This is a genomic window from Bifidobacterium sp. N4G05 (genome assembly GCF_002742445.1).
Classification (GTDB): domain Bacteria; phylum Actinomycetota; class Actinomycetes; order Actinomycetales; family Bifidobacteriaceae; genus Bifidobacterium; species Bifidobacterium hominis.
In genome coordinates, this window is the sequence record NZ_NJNQ01000005.1 from 100,768 (window position 1) to 121,279 (window position 20,512).

At 59.2% G+C, this 20,512-nt stretch carries 15 protein-coding genes and 2 pseudogenes; 7 read left to right on the plus strand and 10 right to left on the minus strand.

Features of this window, described 5'->3' with window-relative positions:
• Positions 1 to 94: 94 nt before the first annotated feature.
• The gene (locus CE153_RS08785) at positions 95 to 307 is read right to left on the minus strand and encodes a hypothetical protein (RefSeq protein WP_143433102.1); all 213 of its coding nucleotides are present in this window, start codon (positions 305 to 307) and stop codon (positions 95 to 97) included.
• Between the two features lie 35 nt (positions 308 to 342).
• Between CE153_RS08785 and CE153_RS06440 the strand changes: the two genes are divergently transcribed.
• Complete coding sequence (locus CE153_RS06440) at positions 343 to 1,854, plus strand: ATP-binding cassette domain-containing protein (RefSeq protein ID WP_099595605.1); 1,512 nt, start codon at positions 343 to 345, stop codon at positions 1,852 to 1,854.
• A gap of 165 nt (positions 1,855 to 2,019) precedes the next feature.
• Positions 2,020 to 2,538, plus strand: a complete 519-nt coding sequence (locus tag CE153_RS06445; protein ID WP_012577972.1) for a GNAT family N-acetyltransferase — start codon at positions 2,020 to 2,022, stop codon at positions 2,536 to 2,538.
• A gap of 349 nt (positions 2,539 to 2,887) precedes the next feature.
• Here the strand turns inward: CE153_RS06445 and CE153_RS06450 are convergent, their stop codons facing one another.
• Positions 2,888 to 3,535, minus strand: coding sequence for an HAD family hydrolase (locus CE153_RS06450; RefSeq protein ID WP_003832791.1), 648 nt, complete (start codon positions 3,533 to 3,535; stop codon positions 2,888 to 2,890).
• A 321-nt stretch (positions 3,536 to 3,856) separates the two neighbouring features.
• On the opposite strand from CE153_RS06450, the gene CE153_RS06455 reads away from it, so the two are divergent.
• Positions 3,857 to 8,185, plus strand: a complete 4,329-nt coding sequence (locus CE153_RS06455) for an LPXTG cell wall anchor domain-containing protein (RefSeq protein WP_099595606.1) — start codon at positions 3,857 to 3,859, stop codon at positions 8,183 to 8,185.
• A gap of 154 nt (positions 8,186 to 8,339) precedes the next feature.
• On the opposite strand, the gene CE153_RS06460 is transcribed toward CE153_RS06455, so the two are convergent.
• On the minus strand, positions 8,340 to 9,083 hold the full coding sequence (locus tag CE153_RS06460) for a hypothetical protein (RefSeq protein WP_052787362.1): 744 nt from the start codon (positions 9,081 to 9,083) through the stop codon (positions 8,340 to 8,342).
• 19 nt (positions 9,084 to 9,102) lie between these two features.
• Complete coding sequence (locus CE153_RS06465; protein ID WP_236824486.1) at positions 9,103 to 9,519, minus strand: hypothetical protein; 417 nt, start codon at positions 9,517 to 9,519, stop codon at positions 9,103 to 9,105.
• A 185-nt stretch (positions 9,520 to 9,704) separates the two neighbouring features.
• On the opposite strand from CE153_RS06465, the gene CE153_RS06470 reads away from it, so the two are divergent.
• Both CE153_RS06470 and CE153_RS09135 read left to right on the plus strand, forming a co-directional pair.
• Positions 9,705 to 9,911 (plus strand): hypothetical protein, encoded by a 207-nt coding sequence (locus tag CE153_RS06470; protein ID WP_016462535.1) that lies wholly within the window; start codon positions 9,705 to 9,707, stop codon positions 9,909 to 9,911.
• A 28-nt stretch (positions 9,912 to 9,939) separates the two neighbouring features.
• Positions 9,940 to 10,188, plus strand: a pseudogene (locus tag CE153_RS09135) (hypothetical protein); the annotation flags it as partial.
• Positions 10,189 to 10,244: 56 nt separating this feature from the next.
• On the opposite strand, the pseudogene CE153_RS06480 reads toward CE153_RS09135, so the two are convergent.
• From CE153_RS06480 to tkt, 6 genes and pseudogenes are all read right to left on the minus strand, one after another.
• Positions 10,245 to 10,976: pseudogene (locus CE153_RS06480) on the minus strand (ParB/RepB/Spo0J family partition protein); the annotation flags it as partial.
• The gene (locus tag CE153_RS06485; RefSeq protein ID WP_236824487.1) at positions 10,858 to 11,466 is read right to left on the minus strand and encodes a hypothetical protein; all 609 of its coding nucleotides are present in this window, start codon (positions 11,464 to 11,466) and stop codon (positions 10,858 to 10,860) included. The gene CE153_RS06485 and the pseudogene CE153_RS06480, both read right to left, overlap by 119 nt.
• A 384-nt stretch (positions 11,467 to 11,850) precedes the next feature.
• Positions 11,851 to 12,516 carry a nucleotidyltransferase family protein gene (locus tag CE153_RS06490; RefSeq protein WP_099595609.1) on the minus strand — a complete coding sequence of 222 codons (666 nt, stop codon included), beginning with the start codon at positions 12,514 to 12,516 and terminating at the stop codon, positions 11,851 to 11,853.
• Between the two features lie 124 nt (positions 12,517 to 12,640).
• Positions 12,641 to 14,005 carry a tyrosine-type recombinase/integrase gene (locus tag CE153_RS06495; RefSeq protein ID WP_099595610.1) on the minus strand — a complete coding sequence of 455 codons (1,365 nt, stop codon included), beginning with the start codon at positions 14,003 to 14,005 and terminating at the stop codon, positions 12,641 to 12,643.
• Positions 14,006 to 14,475: 470 nt separating this feature from the next.
• Positions 14,476 to 15,579, minus strand: coding sequence for a transaldolase (gene tal / locus CE153_RS06500; protein ID WP_003834796.1), 1,104 nt, complete (start codon positions 15,577 to 15,579; stop codon positions 14,476 to 14,478).
• Positions 15,580 to 15,671: 92 nt separating this feature from the next.
• Positions 15,672 to 17,780: a transketolase gene (gene tkt, locus CE153_RS06505; RefSeq protein ID WP_099595611.1), complete on the minus strand. Its 2,109-nt coding sequence runs from the start codon at positions 17,778 to 17,780 to the stop codon at positions 15,672 to 15,674.
• A 391-nt stretch (positions 17,781 to 18,171) separates the two neighbouring features.
• Here tkt and hrcA point away from each other — a divergent pair, with 391 nt between their 5' ends.
• A complete protein-coding gene (gene hrcA, locus CE153_RS06510; RefSeq protein WP_099595612.1) occupies positions 18,172 to 19,305 on the plus strand; it encodes a heat-inducible transcriptional repressor HrcA in 1,134 nt (377 codons plus the stop codon).
• A gap of 53 nt (positions 19,306 to 19,358) precedes the next feature.
• On the plus strand, positions 19,359 to 20,510 hold the full coding sequence (gene dnaJ / locus CE153_RS06515; RefSeq protein WP_099595613.1) for a molecular chaperone DnaJ: 1,152 nt from the start codon (positions 19,359 to 19,361) through the stop codon (positions 20,508 to 20,510).
• Positions 20,511 to 20,512: the final 2 nt, after the last annotated feature.

The following is a 20,512-nucleotide window of genomic DNA, read 5'->3' on the forward strand; positions in this document are numbered from 1 at the left end:
GCGAGGATTGAGGAATTGATAGTTGCTATGGTAAAATCCAACTAAATTTGATGGAACACCTGACATGCCAAGGTGGTTCCGAAGCAGGAAGGCCTTAGAGTATTGGTGATTTGAGCAGTGGCGGATTGCATGAGGAGAGATTCCGCGTGTTCTGCGCATTATCGCGCGTATCTGCCATTGTACCAATCGCAATGCCTGATTCGATGAAGTTCTCGTTAGCATAGCGACTTTCGGTGCCGTCACGAGGACTGCTTTCTGAATGCAGCTTGGCAATAAATGGCACAGTCCGCCACTTTTCGATAGTCACAGTTTGATTAGTGCACCTTATCGAAAGAGGCTTCCATGAGTCAGATATTGACACTAACCGATATTTCCTACTGCTATCCGGGCGCGCCGGAACCATTGTTCGAACATCTGTCCGCGACATTCGCGGCCGGCTGGGCCGCAGTGCTGGGAGACAATGGCATTGGCAAGACCACACTGGCCAAACTCGCCTGCGGCATGCTTTCCCCCGATTCGGGGACAGTCTCGCCGAACCCGTGCAAGATGGCAGTCGCCTACTGTCCGCAACGTACTGATGAAACGCCTACGAATCTGGATGATTTCGCGGCGGATTGGACGGGCGAGACCATCGCCATCCGCGACGCGCTGAACATCGGCGACGATTGGGCATACCGATACGAGACTCTCTCTGGAGGCGAAGCCAAGCGGCTGCAAATCGCTTGTGCGCTGGCCGGCGATCCCGACGTGCTGGTGTTGGACGAGCCAACCAATCATGTGGACGGCAGGACGCGCCAAGCCATCACGCAGGCGATGCGTCGGTTCGATGGCATAGGCATCGTGATCTCCCATGATGTCGAACTGATCGACGCGACGTGTTCGCGCTGCGTGATGCTGGAGCGCCGACATGCGCGTGGGCGTAACATCACGGCGGCGAACACCTATCAGGGTGGATATACCCAGGCCGCGCAGCAGATGCGCGACAATCAACGTGCCGATACGGCCGCCATACAGTCCACTCGAAAGGAGCTGCAACGCATGCAGCGCATCAAGCGGGAGCGGGCGCAGCGTGCGCGCGAACTGGATATGCGGAAGAATCAGGGAATGCGCATCGATATCAAGGACATCGACGCTCGCAAAGCCCTGAAAAATCTGAAACCGGCTATCGGCACCACTGTCGCACAGACAAGCGCGCAATTCGACGGGCGTATCGCCGCCGCCACCGACAGACTTGCTCACCTCAGCGAAGCGGCCAAACGCTACGACGGCACCATCTGGATGAACGTCATGCCGAGCTCACGCAGGGAATTGACGCGCATCCCCAACGACCACGCCATCGCGGACCAACCCGATATGCTGAGCATCGGCCCGCGCGACCGCATCGGCATCAGCGGTCCAAATGGCAGCGGTAAAACCGCATTGATACGACGATTGATCGAAGCGCTGGAGCGTGATGAAGCGCAGCGGCATTCGGAGAGAATGCCATATCTCTATATTCCCCAAAATTCCAGCGACATGGATATCGCCAACGCAATGAACCGCTTGCATGCTTTGACGGACGAGCAACGCGCCATTGTGCTCAGCGCCTACGCCCAACTTAACGCCGACCCCGACAGACTGCTCGCCGGCGGCAATCCCTCGCCAGGCGAACTACGCAAACTTCTGTTGTGCCTCGGCATGATTGAACAGCCACAGCTCATCATCATGGATGAGCCGACCAACCACCTCGACCTGCACTCCAAACAGGCACTTGCTAATACGCTATCCTCCTATGCGGGCGCATTGGTCGCAGTCAGCCATGACGAATGGTTTCTGAATGCCGTCACATCGATTCGATGGCGATGCGCGTCATGACGCTATCTATGAGTTTACGTTCCTTCGTAAGACTTGGATATCGGCAAGACGCATTCCTTTTCGTATGAAGCTGTATCGATGGCAATGACCGAGCAAGAGGACACCAGTATGACACGACCGATTATGCCGCGAGCACATGGCAAAAAACTTCACATGGAGGCGAACATGGCTCATGTTCCTTCGGCCATCGCAATCACGGCGATGCGACCGGAGGAATATCCGTTGCTCGTCGAGTTCCTGTATCAGGCGATTCATGTATCGCCGGGAACCCCGGCACCGGACAGGAGCGTTGTCGAGCTGCCGGAATTGCGGCGATATATCGAGGGATTCGGACGGCCCGACGATGCCTGCATGGTTGCTCGCGCCGGACTACCGAACGGTCCGCAAATCGTGGGTGCCGCATGGGCCAGAATCTTCCCGAACAACTCCGCAGGCTACGGTACCATCGACACGGCAACGCCGGAAGTCTCCATATCCTTGCTTCCCGACTGGCGGAACCGAGGCATAGGGCACCGCCTGATGACGGCGTTACTGGACCGACTGCGAACCGATGGTCACGCCGCAGCCAGCCTCTCGGTCCAGCGCACCAACGCCAACGCCCTCCATCTCTACGAGTCGCTTGGCTTCACCATCATTAGCGAACACGACGGTGAACTGGTCATGCGCGTGGCTCTCGCGGATTGAGGCAGTGTTCCACACATCATCCGCATGGAGCCAGTGCGTAAGCCACCCACTGTGATATGTGCGGCTGCAAGTCCCGCATTCATACAAGCAAACAATCTGACATACAGATGCAGTCTATTCCTTATTATGTTTTCGGCTTTGCTCTTGATAAGAGCCAGCACCACCATCCATCCTCGATGAATGTGGGCAGGCTTTCGCAATGTGCCACATGACGCAACGTGTAGTCGGCGTGAACCGCACCACCGCGCAGGTGTTCACGCATGAAGCTCACGAATGATACGACCTCGAAAAGCTTTTTGGGAGGCTCGTTCCCAATCTTGTCCTCAGTGTGCAGCCTGTCAGTCTGAAGTCAGCTTTCAACTGGCAAATGTTCAAAGAGACGGGCTAGCGCAGTGGATAGATCCGCTCCTTCGAAAGCAAAAGTCGCAGCAGCACGTGTCTGCTTGTCCGCGTTGAAGGCAAGCGAGACACCGACGGCTTTGAACAGCGGTAGGTCAGAACGACTGTCACCAATAGCGATGCAATTCGAAGCTTCAACTCCCAAGCATTCACATTGCTGCCTCATGAATGTTACTTTGGTTTGTTCATCGGCATATGCCGCTGTTTTACCAATAAACACGCCATCCTTGACAGCAAGTTCTGGACCGCACCATGCTTCAAATCCAAATCTCTGCGCAAGGCTCTCGGAAACGACTGTCCAAGCGCAGGATGCGAGGACTGGCTTGATTCCCCTCGACTTGCATTCCGCAACGGACTGTGCGATTCCTTGCACAAGCGGGAGATCGTTCAACCATCCGTGAATTTCACTTACCCGATGGCCAGTGTATCCACGAGCATCAATATCGCATACCGTGTCATTTCCGATCTCACCGCGTGCGTATCGATCCTCTGCATCTCGCATCCTGTCGCCGGTACCCAACCGGTCCGCAATAAATGCGCCAGAGCTAATGCCGTATGTGAGCGTTCCGTCGATATCAAAAAATGCAATTCCCGCCATTCATCCCTCTTCATTTACTGGTTCAGCCCGAACCTCCAGCCGGTAACTAAGCCAATAGCGTATCAAAAGGCACACATATCAGAAAAGAAAGGCAGATAGTCCCATTAAACCGTTTCATGCGATTGCAGTTGTCCGCCGCTGGCTACGGCTGGCAGGGGGAAGCTGGGAAAGGCGTCCCGGCGGAAGGCCCGCCGGTGCGTTCTTCTTCCAGGGACAAGGAAGGATGCGGGCGGCCGTGAATGGTCGCCCGCATTTTCCGTATCCGTGTGAAACGGGAGGGAGCGCATCATGGGGCGCTTCCGACTGAAAGGACGGATACGTATGCCAGGTGGGAAGAAGAGCAGGCGCACGATGCTGATGGCTGCCCTGACCGCAGGGGCGTTGGCCTTGGGATATCTGGCGCCAGCCGCGTTCGCCGAGGGCGGTGGTGGCGGTTCCGGCGGGCAGGTTCCATCGCAGACCGCCGACGCGCATTGGATCTACAAGGATTCCTGGCCCGCCACTCTGGAGGGCATGAAGCAGGCGATACGTGATTCGGGCACCACCCTGTCTTCCGATTTGGAGGATGGGTCGAATCAGTTCGTGGATATGAATGCCATCCTTGCCGACGCGATCTCGGAGTGCAAGGCCTCATACACCGGGGAGGGTGACGCGGAATGCCGGATGGTCGCTGTCGGCTACGCGCGCCTCGGCAACGGCGTGTTCAGCGGTTCCTATGTCAGTTCGAACGCGCGTCAGCGTTGGGAGTCCCAATGGGCCGCCGAAGGGCGCGGCACCTACCAGTACCAAGGCCAGTCGTACACGACCGGCACCACGTGGACCGATCGGCTTGGCGTGCGTTCGGTGGATAGCCTGGTGCAGGATTCCATCAACGCCAATCCCGATGCCTCGTTCCGTGTGGTCGTGCTGGCCAAGAACCAGCCGCCCGTCGATTATCCGTTGACCGTCACCACCTCGCACCGCCAGCAGACCGACATGCAGGTCGGCTCGACCACGCCGGTCGGCGACACCATCCACGCGAACAACGGCGGCTCGTCGATCAAGGAGACCCTGCACGGCACCGCGATCGTGCACTACGATGGCGGCCCCTACACGCCGACGGGCAGCGTGAGCAAGCCGATCAGCTTCGCCAACAGCGGCGACACCGTGATCGACAACCTGGCCTCGCCGGGTGATTTCGGCATGGATTCCTGGGCCGAGGGCACATATTGGATCGACATCCAAGTGCCCAGGCAGGGAAGCATGCAGGCGGCCGTGGACACCACGGACCGGGATCCGGCGGAGACCTGGAAGGTCAGCGCCGTGCCGCCGGCCGATCCGGTCAAAAGCATCGAGGAAGGCGTCAGCGCCGACCGAATGACCAACCGCACCACCATCACGTATGGGACCGGCCGGGGCGGTTACGAGCTGAGTTTCAGGGACGTGATCGAACCCAACGGCGTCGATTACACGGTGGACGGCTTCACGCTCGTGGACGCCACCGACAACAATCGCGATGTCTCCAACGAGTTCGAGATCGGTTGGGACCGCGCATCGAACACGGTCAGCGCGGTCCGTTCGGCCGACAAGGGCATGATGCCGTTCGACCACGAGTATGTGTTCGGCTTCGATGTGACCGTCAGCCTGCCATCCGATTACCAGAACATCAGCGACCATGCGTGGGGCAAGTGGAACCAGCTGCCCGAGGCCGACGCGGGAGAACGCGAGTTCGACACCTGGCGTCCCAATCCCGACAAAAGCTGGATCATGCTCGACACTAATGGCAAGTGGCAGGCCGTGATCGACCCCGACCGCACCAACCAGACCGGCGGCGACGGCAAGGTGTTCCTCCACGGAGACCGCGTGGCCTCCGTGGTCAACGGCACCGTGCCGGCGAACCTGATCCAGGCTCCGCAGACGCTCACCTTGGTCGATGATTGGACAGCCGCCGATTACCTGTTCGACGCCGATGAAGCGGCGAACGTCCGAGTGTACGAGGCGGACGCGGGCACCGATCGTGCCAGCAGCGTGAGCGACATCGCCAACCGTGGCCGTGACATCACCGACCAGTGGGACATCACGTTCGATGGCACCGTAGTCACCGCCACGACCAAGGCCTCCTACCTGACCGGGTTGAAGGACTTGGAGAAGGCCAGGCAGATCACGATGCTCGTGCCCGGCCGCGCGAACTACGCCAACGGGGCCGGGGCGGGCCAGGTGCGCGATGACTTCGGCATCGAAGCGGACGACGAGATCACGTTCTGCACCGCCGGCAAGAACGGCGCGGAGCTGACCAACGCCGGCTCGCAGACCATCAACACCCACACGGTCGAGACCAACGAGCCGAAGGTCTGCGGTTACGTGCCGCCCGTGGTCAAAGATGTGGTCGGGGAATCCTCCCAAGGCGGCGGCCAGGACAGCGTGGACGGCAAGATCGTCTTCCCCGGCCAGCGTCTCGAATACCGTCTGGAGACCCAGCCGCATTTGCCCGACAGTCTTGCCTACACCATTGTCGAGGTGGCGGTCACCGACACGTATGACGAGCACTTCCAGCCGGACAAGCAGACCCTGGAGGTCACCGACCTGACCACCGGCAAGTTCATCCCCAAGAGCCAGTACCGCAGCGAGTGGAACGACGCGAACCATGCCGTGCGTCTCGTGTTCGCCGACGACTATGTGCGGGCGAACTGGCTGGCGGGCACGAATCCCAGAATCATCATCAGATTCGAGGGCGTCGTGGCCGAGGACGCTCCGGCCGACACCGTGGTTGACAACCAGTGGGCGTTGACCTTGAACAACTCGGTCACACCAAGCAACAAGGTGTGGAACGATCCGCCCGACTTCCAGCCGGGCAAGGAGGACACCCAGGCCGACCCGTCCATTTCGATCGACGGCAAGACCGCGTTGCTTGGAGACCGCATCTACTATCGGATCGACCTCGATGCCAAGCAGACGAACCATGCCTACAAGGTGTGGCGGCTGGGCATGGTCGATGACTGGGACGACGAATACCTCGAACTCGACGAGAGCCACATCACCGTGACCGACAAGGCCAACGGCAGGGATGTGACCGACCGGTTCAACATCCAGGCCATCGACGGCGTGGCATACGTGTTCGCCAAAACCGTTGACACCGAGGTTCCGGCGACGGGAGAGACCATCAAGGGCGACCCCCAGCCAGCCGATCTCAAGATCTACGCCGCACTTGGCGACAAGGACCACGACCCGTTGAAGGACCCGGCCATCGACCAGTCGCTTCTGGGCACCTCGTATGAGGTCACGCTGCCGATGACCGTCATCAAGGTCACCGACGATTACGTGGTCACGAACACGGCCACCCAGCTGGTCAACGACGTGCGCAAGGACACCAACCAGGTTTCCAACCCCTTGAAGCCGATCAACCCGGCCAAGGATGTCGTGGTCAAGGTGGACGGGCAGAACGTGGATGGCAAGAGCATCTATCTCAACAGCCTGTTCCTCTACCGGCTCGACAGCTCCACGCTGCCGCCCGACCGCGCCTACCCGCAGATCTCCGACTGGTCCATCAGCGACCCGCTCGACACCCGGTACGACAAGTTCACCGGCCAATGGGCCGTCTACGCCGCCTGCGACCTCATCAAGGACGACGAGACCCTGGCCGAGCGGGGCGAACGCATCGCCGGCTCCGACTTCGACGCCAGCCGTTTCGGCGGAGAACTCTTCGAGCTCGCCACCGACGAGCGCGGCGTGGTCACCGTGCGTGCCACGGAGCTGATGCTTGGACTCGTGTCGGCCGACACCGAGCATGAGCAGGCGTGGACCGCGTTCATCCAATGCCAGCGCATCGCCGTGGGCGGTCCCGTGGCCAACCAGTTCACCGAGACCATCAACGGGGTCGAACGGCCCTCGAACACCGTCACCACGCACACGCCCGACATGACGCCCCGGCTCACCATCGAGAAATGGGACGAGCAATCCGGCTGGCCCGACGGCGACCGTGACACCGTTGACGAGGCGCTGAACATGAACGGGAGCGACACTCGCATCGTGTTCACCATCACCAACGCATCGCCCACCGACCCTGACACCGGAGACGGCCCTTGGTTCAAGGCGAGCGAGCTGAGCCTCACCGACCAGCTCGTCGCCGGCGACGGCCAGATCGGCGAGTTCGAGTATCCCGATGACTGGCAGACGCTGATCCTCAAGCCCGGAGACAGCGCGGAGGTCAAGGCCACCCTCAGTGGCGTGAGCGAGCATCACACCGACCGCGCCATCGTCACCGGTGTGCCGCTCGTCCAATGCGTCGTCTCCGACCCCGACCCCTTCGACGGCAAAGACGAGGAGAAACTGCCCGAGGACGCGGTGGAGATCGACGGGCGAACCCTGTGCGCGGACACCACCGTGACCAGCAACACCGACGACTGGAACGGCTACCAGCCCAAGGACAATCTGGCGACCACCGGCACCAACATCGCCGGCCTCATCGCCGTCATCCTCGTCCTCGCGCTCCTCGGCACCGGTGCAACCGCCGCGATCCGCCTCACCCGCGCCAACGGCCGCCACACCGGGCACGAGAACGACGCGAATGATGATGGCGCTGGCCGTGATGGCAGTCCCAATGGAGATGGCCCCGAGCCGGACTTCGCCCAACTCGTCACCACTATCAATTCCAAGGAGCCGCCCATGAACTAATAACAACCACCCATCTGCTGCTTAGAGCCAACTTTCGTATTCCAGTTGGCAGTTAGACGGTGATACCATGCAACTGTCCCGGCAAAACGGGGCAGTGCATACTAGGCCCGCAGGCGTAGTCCTGCGGGCCTATTTCGTCTGTTCCCCATCGGCTTTAGCCAACGTTCCCCCATGACAGCGGACTATGATTCGCTGCTTTAAGCACTGGCAAGTGAAACTCGATGCCAGGTTTCTCTCCCCACGGCACTCTAGCTAAATCGGTTATGTTGCCTGGCCATTCAGGCACCTTATTACTAGAACTGAGATCAAACAAAGTGAAAGCGAATGGCGGTATCCTGATACATGCCATTTTGCAGCACGTGTAATCCGCAAATATGGGAACCATCCATCCGGTGAACAGCTTTTGTTCACGCAGGTTATCGACTATAAACATATGGAGTCTGTATCGCTGGGGGAAAACAGTGCTCTCCCTATCCAAGAGATAGTCCTTACAGTCATGCATATCACCAGCTGATACACAGAAGTTCGACATCACCTGCTTCACAAATGCAAGAGGCATGAGCCTATCTGTCTTGAAATGAATGGATTTATCCCCTTCCTGAAAGTCAGAGACAAGGATTTGCTGTCCAGTTGCACGATAGAACTCACTGAATGGCTTGACGTAGTTTTGACCAAGATAACTATTGCATGAGCTGCAAATCGTCTTGAATCCTTGTCCTCTTTGCAATTGCCGATACTTCAGGCCTTCCATGTCATCCTGCCCGGTCAAGCTGCTCTTCACGGCGTCAACGCCTGAATAGAGCTTCACCGTGTGATCATTACCCACAGATTGAGGAGGGATGTGTTCAAAGCTCAGCGGCCCTTCTTTACCGCAGATTCGGCAAATGTCATCTGCCATTTCACGTCATCTCCAAACGTTATTGCCACAGGCCGAGGAATGCTGCGGCAATGAAATCGAGAAGCGCAGCACCGACCAGAATCAATGCATATAGGTTGAAATAACTGCGCATCAATTTAAGTTTTGCAACATGAAGTTTCTCGTTTGTTGATTCAAAGTATTCCATCGATCCCGACACGACTTTTTCTATCGCAGGAAAGACCGCGCCAATGATGGCGAGCGACGAAGTCACGAGTGTAGCCTTTGCGCCGTCTTGCAGAATGGTGAATGAGAGAATCCCCGCACCAATAGCTAATCCGATGGCGATGATTGCGTACCATGCTGCTGCTTTCCGAAGGGAGACTCGATCGGCTTCGTCTAGTTCTTCCCAGTTTGAAGCAGCGCCGAGAGATTGCTTAATCCAAAGATCATTCTGCTGCTGGTCGTTATTTTGCATTCTTTCCCCTTTCCCGGGCATCTTTTGGCGAATACTATAGCGTCTTGATTTACCTATTTCTGTAAGTATGCTGAACGAATGCTGTGTGAATTTGTCCGCCGCTGATTCCACGGGACTGCACGAGGATGGCCGTATGCGTAGGCATGGCGGTGGGCCGTGCCGTTCCTGTGCGGAGGAGTGCGGCTGTGGATTTGATGAACCAGGTGCTGGAGTTGTTCGTGAAGTTCGCGACGATTGGCGGTGGCTTGTGGCTGGTGTGGGGCGCGGTGACATTCGGTGGTGGTTTGAAGGATCATAACGGGCCGCAGACGCAGTCGGGCCTGTGGCAGATCGTGGGCGGCGGCATGATTATCGCGGCGGCGCAGATCTTCAGCGCCGTGGCGTTGGGCTGAGCCGGTTTGAGGCATCGGGGATCCCGGCATGGAGGATTTCATCGTTGCGATGCTCAACATGATCGGGGGCGGTGGCGCCGGTTCGATAGCCACTGGCATGCTGTCGCAGGGGCCGGAGACGTGGAATCCGGCGCTTTACCAGTTGGCCGTGAACGTGCATGACGTGGCGGTCAAGCCGTTGACCTCGGTGGTTCTGGCGGTGGTGTTTACCTTGGAGTTGGCGCGTAATTCCACGCGCATCGAGTCCGACCGCGAGTTGGGCGTGAAGATCGTGGCGAGCCGTTCCTGCAAGTCCGGCCAAGCCTCGTAGTCGGCGATGGTCTCCCAATCCTCGATGGACAGCTGGGCCGCGCCCACATGTGAGCGCACATCATCGTCGATGGCCGCGACCTTGAGACGGCGGCGCACCAGCGACACCGAACGACCGGTCTTGCGCGCGGCCTCCTCGACGCTCGACCCCAAGTCCAACAATCCTTGGTAGCCATCGGCTTCCTCGACGACGGTCAGGTCGGTTCGCTGGCTGTTCTCGACCAGCATCAGCTCGCGCTGTTCCCGTTCGTCCAGCTCGGCCACGACCGCCGGAACCCGTTCCAATCCCGCCAGTTTCGCGGCCGCCAGCCGCCGATGGCCGATGACCAGCGTGAACCGTCCCTCCGGCGCGGGCACGACCAGCAGGTTCTGTCGGATGCCTTGGGCGCGGATGGAATCGGCCAGCTCGCCCACATCGCCCACGTCGCGGCGGGGATTCGCCGGATTCGGGTCGATAAGCGCCGTTTCGAGCATGACCACTCCGCCGGCGGCTGGCGCAAGGCCGGTGGTTTCATTGATGGCGGCGATGGTGTTTGCGGTTTCCATGATGGGTTTCCTTTCGAAAAAGAGTTGTCTGAGTGATTGAAGTGGGAAGCGGCGGGCCGCGCCCGGCGGCCCGCCGGAATCATGTCGTTGTTCAGAGCGCCCAATCAGGCAGCATTCCGTGCTCGCAGGCCGTGACCACGAGGGCGGCCAGCGAGCATTCCTCGTCCGCCAGCAGGGCCTTGAGCCCCCATTCCGCCACGCGGCCGACATGGCCGGCCGACCACGACAGGTAGGCGCACACCGTCAGCAACTGGGCCCGCCTGCTCTGGGGCACGCGCTCGACGAACCCGGCGAGGATGTCCACCGCGAGGTCGAGGCGTGACGTGTCGGGCTTCTGGCCGGCGTGGAACCAACCCTCCAACACGCGCTCCAGCAGCGCCGTCGATTTCAGCGAATATCGTTCCTCGACCATGACGCGCAGTTGCTTCATGGAAACCTCCGGGCTGATTGCGGTCACGATAAGCGTGTCGCGAGAACGAAAGTCGGCGTCCAGCGTCACGGCCAACGCCAATTGCTCGCGGGCCGTGAAGCCCTCGCCTTTGCCAGCCAGCAGCCTGCGCCACTTCCTCAGCAGGGGCGTGAACCATTCGGCCGCCGCCTCACGCGGCCCCATATCGATGCGCGCCTGCCGGTATTCCTCGGCCAGTCGCTCCGCCAGCCGCTCGTCGGCCGGACGCACTTGGGCAATGGTGCCAGTCATATCCATCGGTCCTTTCCGTGGTGTCCGAACCCCCAAGTCCGCTTCCACGCGGCCCATGCCCGCGAGCCATGCGAGCGGCCAAGAGCAATGTCATACGCTGCAAGCGCATGGCCCAGGGCCGCGATCCGCCCGACGATGGAGGAGAGTATGTCGCGTAGCCCCGTCTGAAGCATTCTCTCCGCAATCGGCGGGCGTCACCCGACGACCACAGCCAAACGTCAATGTCGCTATGGTTGTTGCATGGCACGCAGATATGGAAAAGTCCCGGCGATTGTCGCCGGGGCCAAGTGTTTAGGAACTTTTCGACAGACCGCAGCCGCGTTGCTGTATCAGTCCCGCATCAATCAGCCGAAAACCGAATGACAGATGAATTGGTTCATCCGATCATAGGGATCGCATAACGGCTGAGCACCATTGCTGCAATGTCGAGTAATCCTCTTCTCGGGCTTCGCTAGGGTCGATGCTGTGCGCGAGCAGCATGCGCTCCGATGGGTCGTCCAGAGCGGCAAGCAGTTCACACTTGGTCGGGACGAACACGCCGGCACGGACTGCGTGGACGATCTGCAAGGAGAAGAAGAACCCCTTGAGCATGGCGCGTAAAGCGTCCAGACGGGCATCCGCAGACAGCTCCCGCGTCGTCAGATACGTGTGATTGGTCATGTGATAAAGGTTCGCCACGCTCACCCTCGCGCCCAGCCGGACATCGGCCGGACCATAGGCGGGAAGCAAAGCGCACAGGTTGCCATGCCAGACCTGGGTGCCATGCTCGAACTGCGCGAGCTCATAGGCGGGCCATGCGGCCAGTTCGTCGCGCCCGCAGGTGAAGCCGACGGCCTTGTCTCCCTCCGGCACCGTGCGCATCGCCTCGTGGAAGTGGTCAAGATCGGTCAGATCCACATGGTCGAGCACCACCAGCAAGTCGATGTCGCTGTCCGGCCGGACCTCGCCACGCAGATAACTACCCTGCAATCCCATGCACAGCAAGCGTTCGCCGAACGCCTCTCGCAATGCCGCCATCGCCAGCGGCTTCCATTCACCTAGATCAATCATCGTCAAACTCTCGCAATCATCAGCCAATGTTAAAAAGGCAAAGAAAGTTCAGTCTAGCAAAGAACAGTTCCCCGATTAGGCGTGCCGTCATCGCGGGATGCCTTGTCGGGGTACTGTCCGTCTTTCAGCTGGCCAGGTTGAGCTCGTCGATGACTTGCTTGAAGTCCGCGATCATCCGGGTCAGTTCGCGCACCCTTTGCTCGGTGACGTTGACGATGTCTTCCAAACTGTCCGTCTGCGTTCCCTCCGCATAGGCTTCCTGAAGGAACTCGTCGGCCAGTAGGTTGACGATTTGGCGTTGGTGCTCCGCGACGACGCGCTGATAATGCTTGATGGCGACCTTTTCGCTGGCATGGCCAAGCTGGTTCATCACCTCGCGCAACGTGCCGCCCTTGAGCATCAGGAGGGTGGCGTGGCTGGCGCGCAGGTCATGCAACATCAGATCGGAGCGTCCCGCCTTCTTACGCGCCCTGGCAAACTGCGCCTCCAGCGTGGTCTGGCTCATGACCTTGACCCTTCTGGGCACGAACACCGGTGAAGTGGGGTCATCCAAATCGCAGAACGTATGCAGGTGCTCGCGAATCATATCGACCAAGGCGTCCGGGATGGGAAGGTCCCGGACGCTGCGCTTGGTCTTGGTCTTGGCGAACCTTGCCTCTCCTCGATCCAGATGTCCCCGGTTGACCGACCTGCGCACACGCAGAATCTTGTTATCCAAGTCAATGTCACCGACTTGCAGGCCGCAGAGTTCCCCGCATCGCAGCCCGCCGGCAAGCGTGGAGAGAAACACCGTCAGCCGCGTGTAATCCGGCATGTTCTCGGCCAGCACGCGCAGTTGCTTGGGAGTGACCGGCGGTATGTCCTCCCTTACGGAATCCGGTTCCGGCGGTATCGGAAAGATGAACGGATTGTCCTTAAGCAATGGCGGGGACCCATCCATGCTCATGGTTGTGGCCGAGCGGAACACGGCCTTGAGCCGCATGCAGGCCCGTCGGAACGACCACTGCCCCTCGGGATGCGGGCCGTCATACCAGTTTTTGATATGTCTGGGCTTGATTTCCGTCAGGCGCAGTCCTTCGAACGCGGGCATGAAATGGGCGATGTCCAGGTACAGGTTGCGTCTGGTTCCGCCGGCTATCCGTTCGCCGTTGGGCAGCGTGTATTCGACGGCCCATTGCTCGACATACTCCTTGAACATCATCTGGTTGGCTCGTTCCCGCCTCATGCGGTCACGGGGATGAACCCACGTTTGGATGCCTTTGGTATGTAGATCGACCAGATGATGCTCGTTCTCCAACCACACATGAGCCTCGTGCTCCTGATGTGGCTTGAATTGCTTCTGCACCTTCTTGCCATGATCCACGGGGTTCGGATAACGAACCTGCCATGCGCTGAGGCTACCGGAATCGTCGTATCGGGGAATGACGGTACCCCATTGGCTACGCGGCTTGGACATGACTTTCCCCACTGGAATGTTGGTTTTTGGCATGATTGCTCTCCCTTGAACAAAAAGTGCACCCAAATATGCACTTAAGGGAGATTGAAGAAAACCTGCATATGCAGCTCAACACAAGGCGGCAAGTCTGCGCGATTTCGGTACGCGGCTAGAGCGTCCTTGGTTACTTCGGCTACGATAAAGCCAAGCCTAGGAACCTTGAAATACCGCCCAAGCTAGGGTGTTTGCGACGGTGCAACCCTATGCTAGGGTGGCATCCAGAATTGAAGTTGAATCATGCACCACTTCCGGAGAGGAGGTAGGGAGCATGAGCGGTGATGTTGTTGCCCCCTTGGAGGGTGCGACGCGCAGGCGATTCAAGTGATTCGGCAGGCTACCGGTTTTACGCCTCGTGTGGAATAAACATGAAAGACATGTAGAACAATAAAAGAAGTTCCCCCTGCCAGAGTTCTGGCAGGGGGAACTTCTTTAGCTTAAATCGCTCTAACGTCTAAGCAAGAAGCTCAGCCGTTGACACGGTCGATGCCGGCCTGGACGTCGGTGAGGACGGAATCCCAGGACTTGATGAAGGAAGCGACGCCGTCGGCTTCCAGCTTGTCGGTGACAGCCTTGAAGTCGATGCCCAGCTCAGCGAGCTTGGCCATGATGGCGTGGGACTCTTCGTAGGTGCCCTTGATGGTCGGGGCGCCGTTGCCGTGATCGGCGAGAGCGTTCAGGGTCTTCTCCGGCATGGTGTTCACGATGAGCGGAGCGACGAGCTCGTCAACGTAGACGCAATCGGAGTAGGCCGGGTTCTTGGTGCCGGTGGAGGCCCACAGTGGACGCTGCTTCTTGGCACCCTTGGCTTCGAGAGCAGCCCAACGCGGATCGTTGGCGAACTTGTTCTCGAACAGCTCGTAAGCGAGGCGAGCGTTGGCGATAGCGGCCTTGCCCTCGAGAGCCTTGGCCTCATCGGAGCCGATCTCCTCAAGCTTGTTGTCGACGGCGGTGTCCACGCGGGACACGAAGAAGGAAGCGACGGAACCGATGTGCTTCAGGTCATGGCCGTTGGCGTCAGCCTGAGCGATGCCTTCGATGAAGGCGTCGATGACCTGCTCGTAACGCTCGAGCGAGAAGATCAGGGTGACGTTGACGGAGATGCCCTTGGCCAGGGTTGCGGTGATTGCCGGCAGGCCTTCGAGGGTTGCCGGGATCTTGATCATGGCGTTCGGACGGTTGACCTTCTCCCAGAGCTCGACAGCCTGCTTCTCAGTGGCTTCAGTCTCGTGGGCCAGACGCGGATCAACTTCGATGGAGACGCGGCCATCGACGAAATCGGTGGCTTCGGCGATCTCACGGAAGATGTCGGTGGCGTTACGCACGTCGGTGGTGGTGAGCTCGCGGATAGCGGTCTCAACGTCAACCTTGCCGAGCTCCTTGAGCTGTGCATCGTACGGGCCGACCTGGCTCAGAGCCTTCTGGAAGATGGACGGGTTGGTGGTGACGCCAACGACGTTCTTGTCCTTGATGAGCTCCTGCAGGTTGCCGGACTCAATACGGGTGCGGGACAGGTCGTCCAGCCAGATCGAGACACCGGAGTCAGAGGTGCGCTGAGTTGCTTCAGTCATTGTTTTTCTCCTTGATACCTTTTTGGATCAAATCTTTATCTATTGTGCGGTAAAAGGGGAGAGGCACATGCATTGTGCCCCTCCCCGTCGAATCACTTGGCGGCTTCGACTTCCGCGATGGAGGCCTTGGCGGCTTCGACAACATGCTCGGCGGTGATGCCCAGGTCGATCATGTTCTGAGCGCCGTCGCCCTGCAGGCCGAACTGCTCGATGGAAACCGGCTTGCCGTAGGAGCCGAGGTACTTGTACCACGGCATGGCAACGCCAGCCTCAACGGAGACACGAGCCTTGACGGAGGCCGGAAGCACGGCTTCCTTGTACTCGGCGTCCTGCTCCTCGAACCATTCGAGGGACGGAGCGGACACAACGCGAGCCTTGATGCCTTCGTCAGCCAGGGTCTTGGCTGCGGACACGGCCCACTGCACTTCGGAACCGGTGGCCATGATGATGACGTCTGGGGTGCCTTCAGTGTCAACGAGCACGTAGGCGCCCTTCTTGACGCCGTCCTTGGCCTTCTCGGCGGTCTCAGCGAGAACCGGAACGCCCTGACGGGTCAGCACCATAGCTGCCGGCAGAGTGTTCTTCTTCTCGAAGAAGTAGCGGTAGGCTTCGGCAGTCTCGTAAGCATCGGCCGGACGAACGACCTCAAGCTGCGGGATGGCGCGGAAGGAGGCCAGATGCTCCACCGGCTGGTGGGTCGGGCCATCTTCGCCGACGGCGACGGAGTCGTGGGACCACACATACAGGTTCGGAATCTGCATGAGGGCGGCCAGACGCACGGCGGAACGCTCGTAGTCGGAGAACATGAAGAAGGTGCCGCCGAACGGACGGGTGTGGGAGCCCAGAAGGATGCCGTTGGTGATGGTACCCATGGTGAATTCGCGCACGCCGAAGTGCAGCTGACGGCCGTACGGGCTGCAGACCGGCCACTGCTTGGTGGCGCACTCGGCGGGAGCGAAGGTGGCAGCGCCCTTCAGATCGGTCTTGTTGGAGCCACCGAGGTCGGCGGAGCCGCCCCAGAGTTCCGGCATGACAGCGGCGATGGCATTCAGCACGGAGCCGGAAGCGCCACGGGTTGCAACGCCCTTGCCGACTTCGAAAGTGGCTTCAAGGTCATCAATGGCCTTGTCGAAGCCTTCCGGCAGCTCGCCAGCCTTGAGGCGGTCGTACAGAGCGGCGTTGTCCGGGTTGGCCTTGCGCCATGCGTTGTACTTCTCGTCCCATTCCTTGTGGGCTTCGAGACCGCGCTCAGCAACCTTGCGTGCGTGAGCCAGAGCCTCTTCGTCGACATGGAAGGACTCTTCCGGATCGTAGCCGAGCAGTTCCTTGAGGCCTGCGACGGCTTCGGTGCCCAGCTTGGAGCCATGAGAAGACGGATCGTTGGTCTTGCCCGGGGTCGGCCAAGCGATCAGGGTGTCGACCTTGATGAGCTTCGGCTGGTTCGGGGCAGCTTCACGAGCCTTGGCAATGGTGTCGGCCAGACCCTCGACATCCTCCTTGTAGGAGCCGTCAGGCTGAATGAAGCTGAACTCGTCGGTGTACCAGCCGTAGGCCTGGAAGCGCTTGAGCACGTCTTCAGCCAGAACCAGGTTGGTGTCGCCTTCGATCTGGATGCGGTTGGCATCGAAGATTACGGTCAGGTTGCCCAGCTGCTGGTTGGCAGCAAGGGATGCAGCTTCGCCGGAGATACCTTCTTCGATATCGCCTTCGCCGCAGATGACCCAGATGTTGTGGTCAAACGGGGACTCGCCTGCCGGAGCTTCCGGATCAAGCAGGCCACGCTGGAAGCGCTGGCCATAGGCGAAACCGATGGCGGAAGCGAAGCCCTGGCCCAGCGGACCAGTGGTCATTTCGATGCCCGGGGTCAGGCCATATTCCGGATGGCCCGGAGTACGGGTGTCAGCGCCGCCACGGAAGTTCTTCAGATCGTCCAGGGTCAGGCCGTAGCCGGAGAAGTACAGCTGGACGTACTGGGTGAGGGAGGCGTGGCCGCCGGAAAGGATGAAGCGGTCGCGACCTTCCCAGTTGGGATCGTTCGGATCATGCTTGATGAAATGCTGATACAGAGTGTAGGCGATAGGCGCCAGGGAGACGGGGGAACCCGGGTGGCCGTGTCCCGCACGCTCAACCGCGTCGGCCGACAGGACCTTGGCCATCTTGATGGCGCGCTCGTCCAGCTCGGTCTCCTTGAATTCGGTCATGGATTACTTTCCTTCCAATTGGTCGGGCCGCGTATCCGGCTTGTGCCGAGCGCTCGACGCCCTCACATTGCGTTTCCCATAGTAGCGACGTGAGGTGACGTTGTGATGGATTTTTGGCGTGTTTTGGTAGTTTGTGTTCTGTTAGCGCTAACAATTAACATTCTCGTGCGATTGTTCTGTTCGATTGGTGGTATGACGAGCATTTCGGGAGATCGATATCGAAAAAAACGAGAAACGCGTACTCTGGAAGCGAACGTATTAGCACTCGCGCGGCACGAGTGCTAATACAATGGGAGAAGCATTTACGGAAGATGGTTTCGCCTAATATCGCAGATATACCGAAAACCGGATTCCGCTGAGTTGTATCGCATATGTGAAAGAGGAGGCACGCATGACGCAGTCAAGACGTATGTTGGTACTGCGTGCCATCGTCGAGGACTATATTCGCTCGCAGGAGCCAGTCGGTTCGACCACCTTGACCAAAGATCATGATCTGGGCGTCAGCTCGGCCACCGTCCGTAATGATATGGCCGCCTTGGAAGATGAGGGATACCTTATTCAACCCCATACGTCAGCAGGGCGCATACCAACGGAAAAAGGGTACCGATACTTCGTGGACCGTTTGGCCACAGTGGTGCCGATGTCCGAAGCGCAACGCCGTGGCATCAACAGCTTCTTGTCGGGATCCGTCAACCTGCAGGACACCTTGCGGCGCGCAGCCCGTCTTCTGGCGCAGATCACCGGTCAGGTCGCAGTCGTAGCGGCGCCGTCGTTGGCGAAATCAACGTTACGGCATATCGAAATCGTTCCCGTATCAATCAACACCTTATTGGCCGTCGTCATCACCGACACCGGCCGAGTGGCGCAGCATATACTCAACGTTTCCGAGTTGCCGGATGCCACGGTGCTGTCGCATCTGGTCAACGAAATCAATGCGCAGTGCGCCAGCGTTTCCTTGACTCGAACCGCAGACTATGTCAGGCAGATGTCGTCCCGCAAGGAATACCACTCCATCAGCAAATTGGTGGAAACGCTTGCCCAGGCTTTCGATGGCATGGCCGACGACGAGCGCGCGAGCGAACTCTATATGGCAGGAACCTCACGGCTCGCGCACCAGCGTACCGTGGCCGATCTTACACCATTGTTCGATGCGTTGGAAGAGCAAGTCGTGCTCATGAAACTCATGAGCTCGTTGAGTGAAGCCACGCAATCCAATGGAGTCGGGGTGGCCATCGGATCCGAAACGCACACGCCCGGCCTGCTGCACGCATCCGTGGTGACCAGCGGATACGGTCGAACCTCGGCAACCGTTGACGACGCCGCAGAAGGCGAAACTGCAGAAGAACAAGGGAGAGAAGCCAGCGATCGCACCACTACAGCGCAAGATTCCAGCGAGCCCATTGCTTTCGTCGGATCCATCGGGCCGACGCATATGGACTACGCGGCGACCATGGCCGCAGTGCGTGCCGTCGCCAGATATCTGACCGCATTCGTGGCACACGACGAAAACCAAACCAACAGCTGACCCCGCCTTATGGCACAATGACACGCAGAAAACAATAGGGAGAAAGAACAACAGTGACGGACTATTACGAAGTGCTGGGCGTAGACCGCTCCGCAAGCGACGAGGAGATCAAAAAAGCCTATCGAAAGATGAGCCGCAAATATCATCCCGATATCGCAGGTCCGGAATTCGAAGATAAATTCAAGGAAGTCAACAACGCTTACGAGGTACTGTCCGACCCGCAGAAGCGTCAGATGTTCGACGCCGGCGTGGACCCGAACGATCCAAATGCCGGAGGTATGGGCGGCAGCGGATTCGGTGGCGGATTCGGCGATATGGGAGACATCTTCAGCATGTTCACTGGAGGTGCCTTCGGAGGTGGTAACGGTGGACCGACCCCACGTACGCAGCCAGGACGTGACTCACTTGCCACGGTAACCATCGACTTGAAGACGGCGGTGTTCGGCGACACCGCGCATGTTGAGATCAAGACGTTCGGCCTATGTCAGGAATGCGCCGGAACAGGGTGCCAGAAAGGCACCCAGCCTGCGCAATGCCCCGACTGCCATGGACAAGGCTACGCCCAGCGCGTGGTACGCACCATGCTCGGCCAAATGATGACCACTGCGCCATGTGAACGCTGCGAAGGACACGGTACCGTTATCGAAAATCCGTGTCCGTCCTGCCTTGGTCATGGTCGCGTGCGCACCACTCGTAATGTCGGTGTGTCCGTGCCTGCCGGAGTGGCGAACAATACCCGTCTGCGTCTCGCCAATCAGGGCGAAGTGGGTGAAAACGGCGGTGTTGCCGGCGACCTGTATATCGATATCCGCATCGCTCAAGACGACACCTTCACTCGTGACGGTGATAATTTGCACTGCTGGATTCAAGTGCCGATGAGCTGGGCCGTGCTGGGGCATGATCTGGAAATCGACACGTTCGACGGCAAGCAGTCGGTGAGCGTGCCTGCAGGAAGTCAGCCTGATGACACTGTGACCTTGAAGAACCTGGGTGTCACCCATCTTAACAACAAGAACGAACGCGGCGATCTGGTGGCGCATATCACAGTGAAGATTCCGACAAAGCTTACCGATGACGAGCGTAAGCTGATGGAACAGTTCGCCGAAAAGCATGACGCCGACGCCCAGCATGTCGCGGTAAGTGCACGTCCAACTACCGGAACGAAGAAGGGATTCTTCTCCAAGTTGAAAGATGCGTTGCGCTGATT

Coding starts and splice junctions, on each gene's coding strand:
- CE153_RS06440 (WP_099595605.1), top strand. CDS start 343: ATGAGTCAGATATTGACACTAACCGATATTTCCTACTGCTATCCGGGC.
- CE153_RS06445 (WP_012577972.1), top strand. CDS start 2,020: ATGGCTCATGTTCCTTCGGCCATCGCAATCACGGCGATGCGACCGGAG.
- CE153_RS06450 (WP_003832791.1), bottom strand. CDS start 3,535: ATGGCGGGAATTGCATTTTTTGATATCGACGGAACGCTCACATACGGC.
- CE153_RS06455 (WP_099595606.1), top strand. CDS start 3,857: ATGCCAGGTGGGAAGAAGAGCAGGCGCACGATGCTGATGGCTGCCCTG.
- CE153_RS06460 (WP_052787362.1), bottom strand. CDS start 9,083: ATGGCAGATGACATTTGCCGAATCTGCGGTAAAGAAGGGCCGCTGAGC.
- CE153_RS06465 (WP_236824486.1), bottom strand. CDS start 9,519: ATGCAAAATAACGACCAGCAGCAGAATGATCTTTGGATTAAGCAATCT.
- CE153_RS06485 (WP_236824487.1), bottom strand. CDS start 11,466: ATGACTGGCACCATTGCCCAAGTGCGTCCGGCCGACGAGCGGCTGGCG.
- CE153_RS06490 (WP_099595609.1), bottom strand. CDS start 12,516: ATGATTGATCTAGGTGAATGGAAGCCGCTGGCGATGGCGGCATTGCGA.
- CE153_RS06495 (WP_099595610.1), bottom strand. CDS start 14,005: ATGCCAAAAACCAACATTCCAGTGGGGAAAGTCATGTCCAAGCCGCGT.
- tal (WP_003834796.1), bottom strand. CDS start 15,579: ATGACTGAAGCAACTCAGCGCACCTCTGACTCCGGTGTCTCGATCTGG.
- tkt (WP_099595611.1), bottom strand. CDS start 17,780: ATGACCGAATTCAAGGAGACCGAGCTGGACGAGCGCGCCATCAAGATG.
- hrcA (WP_099595612.1), top strand. CDS start 18,172: ATGACGCAGTCAAGACGTATGTTGGTACTGCGTGCCATCGTCGAGGAC.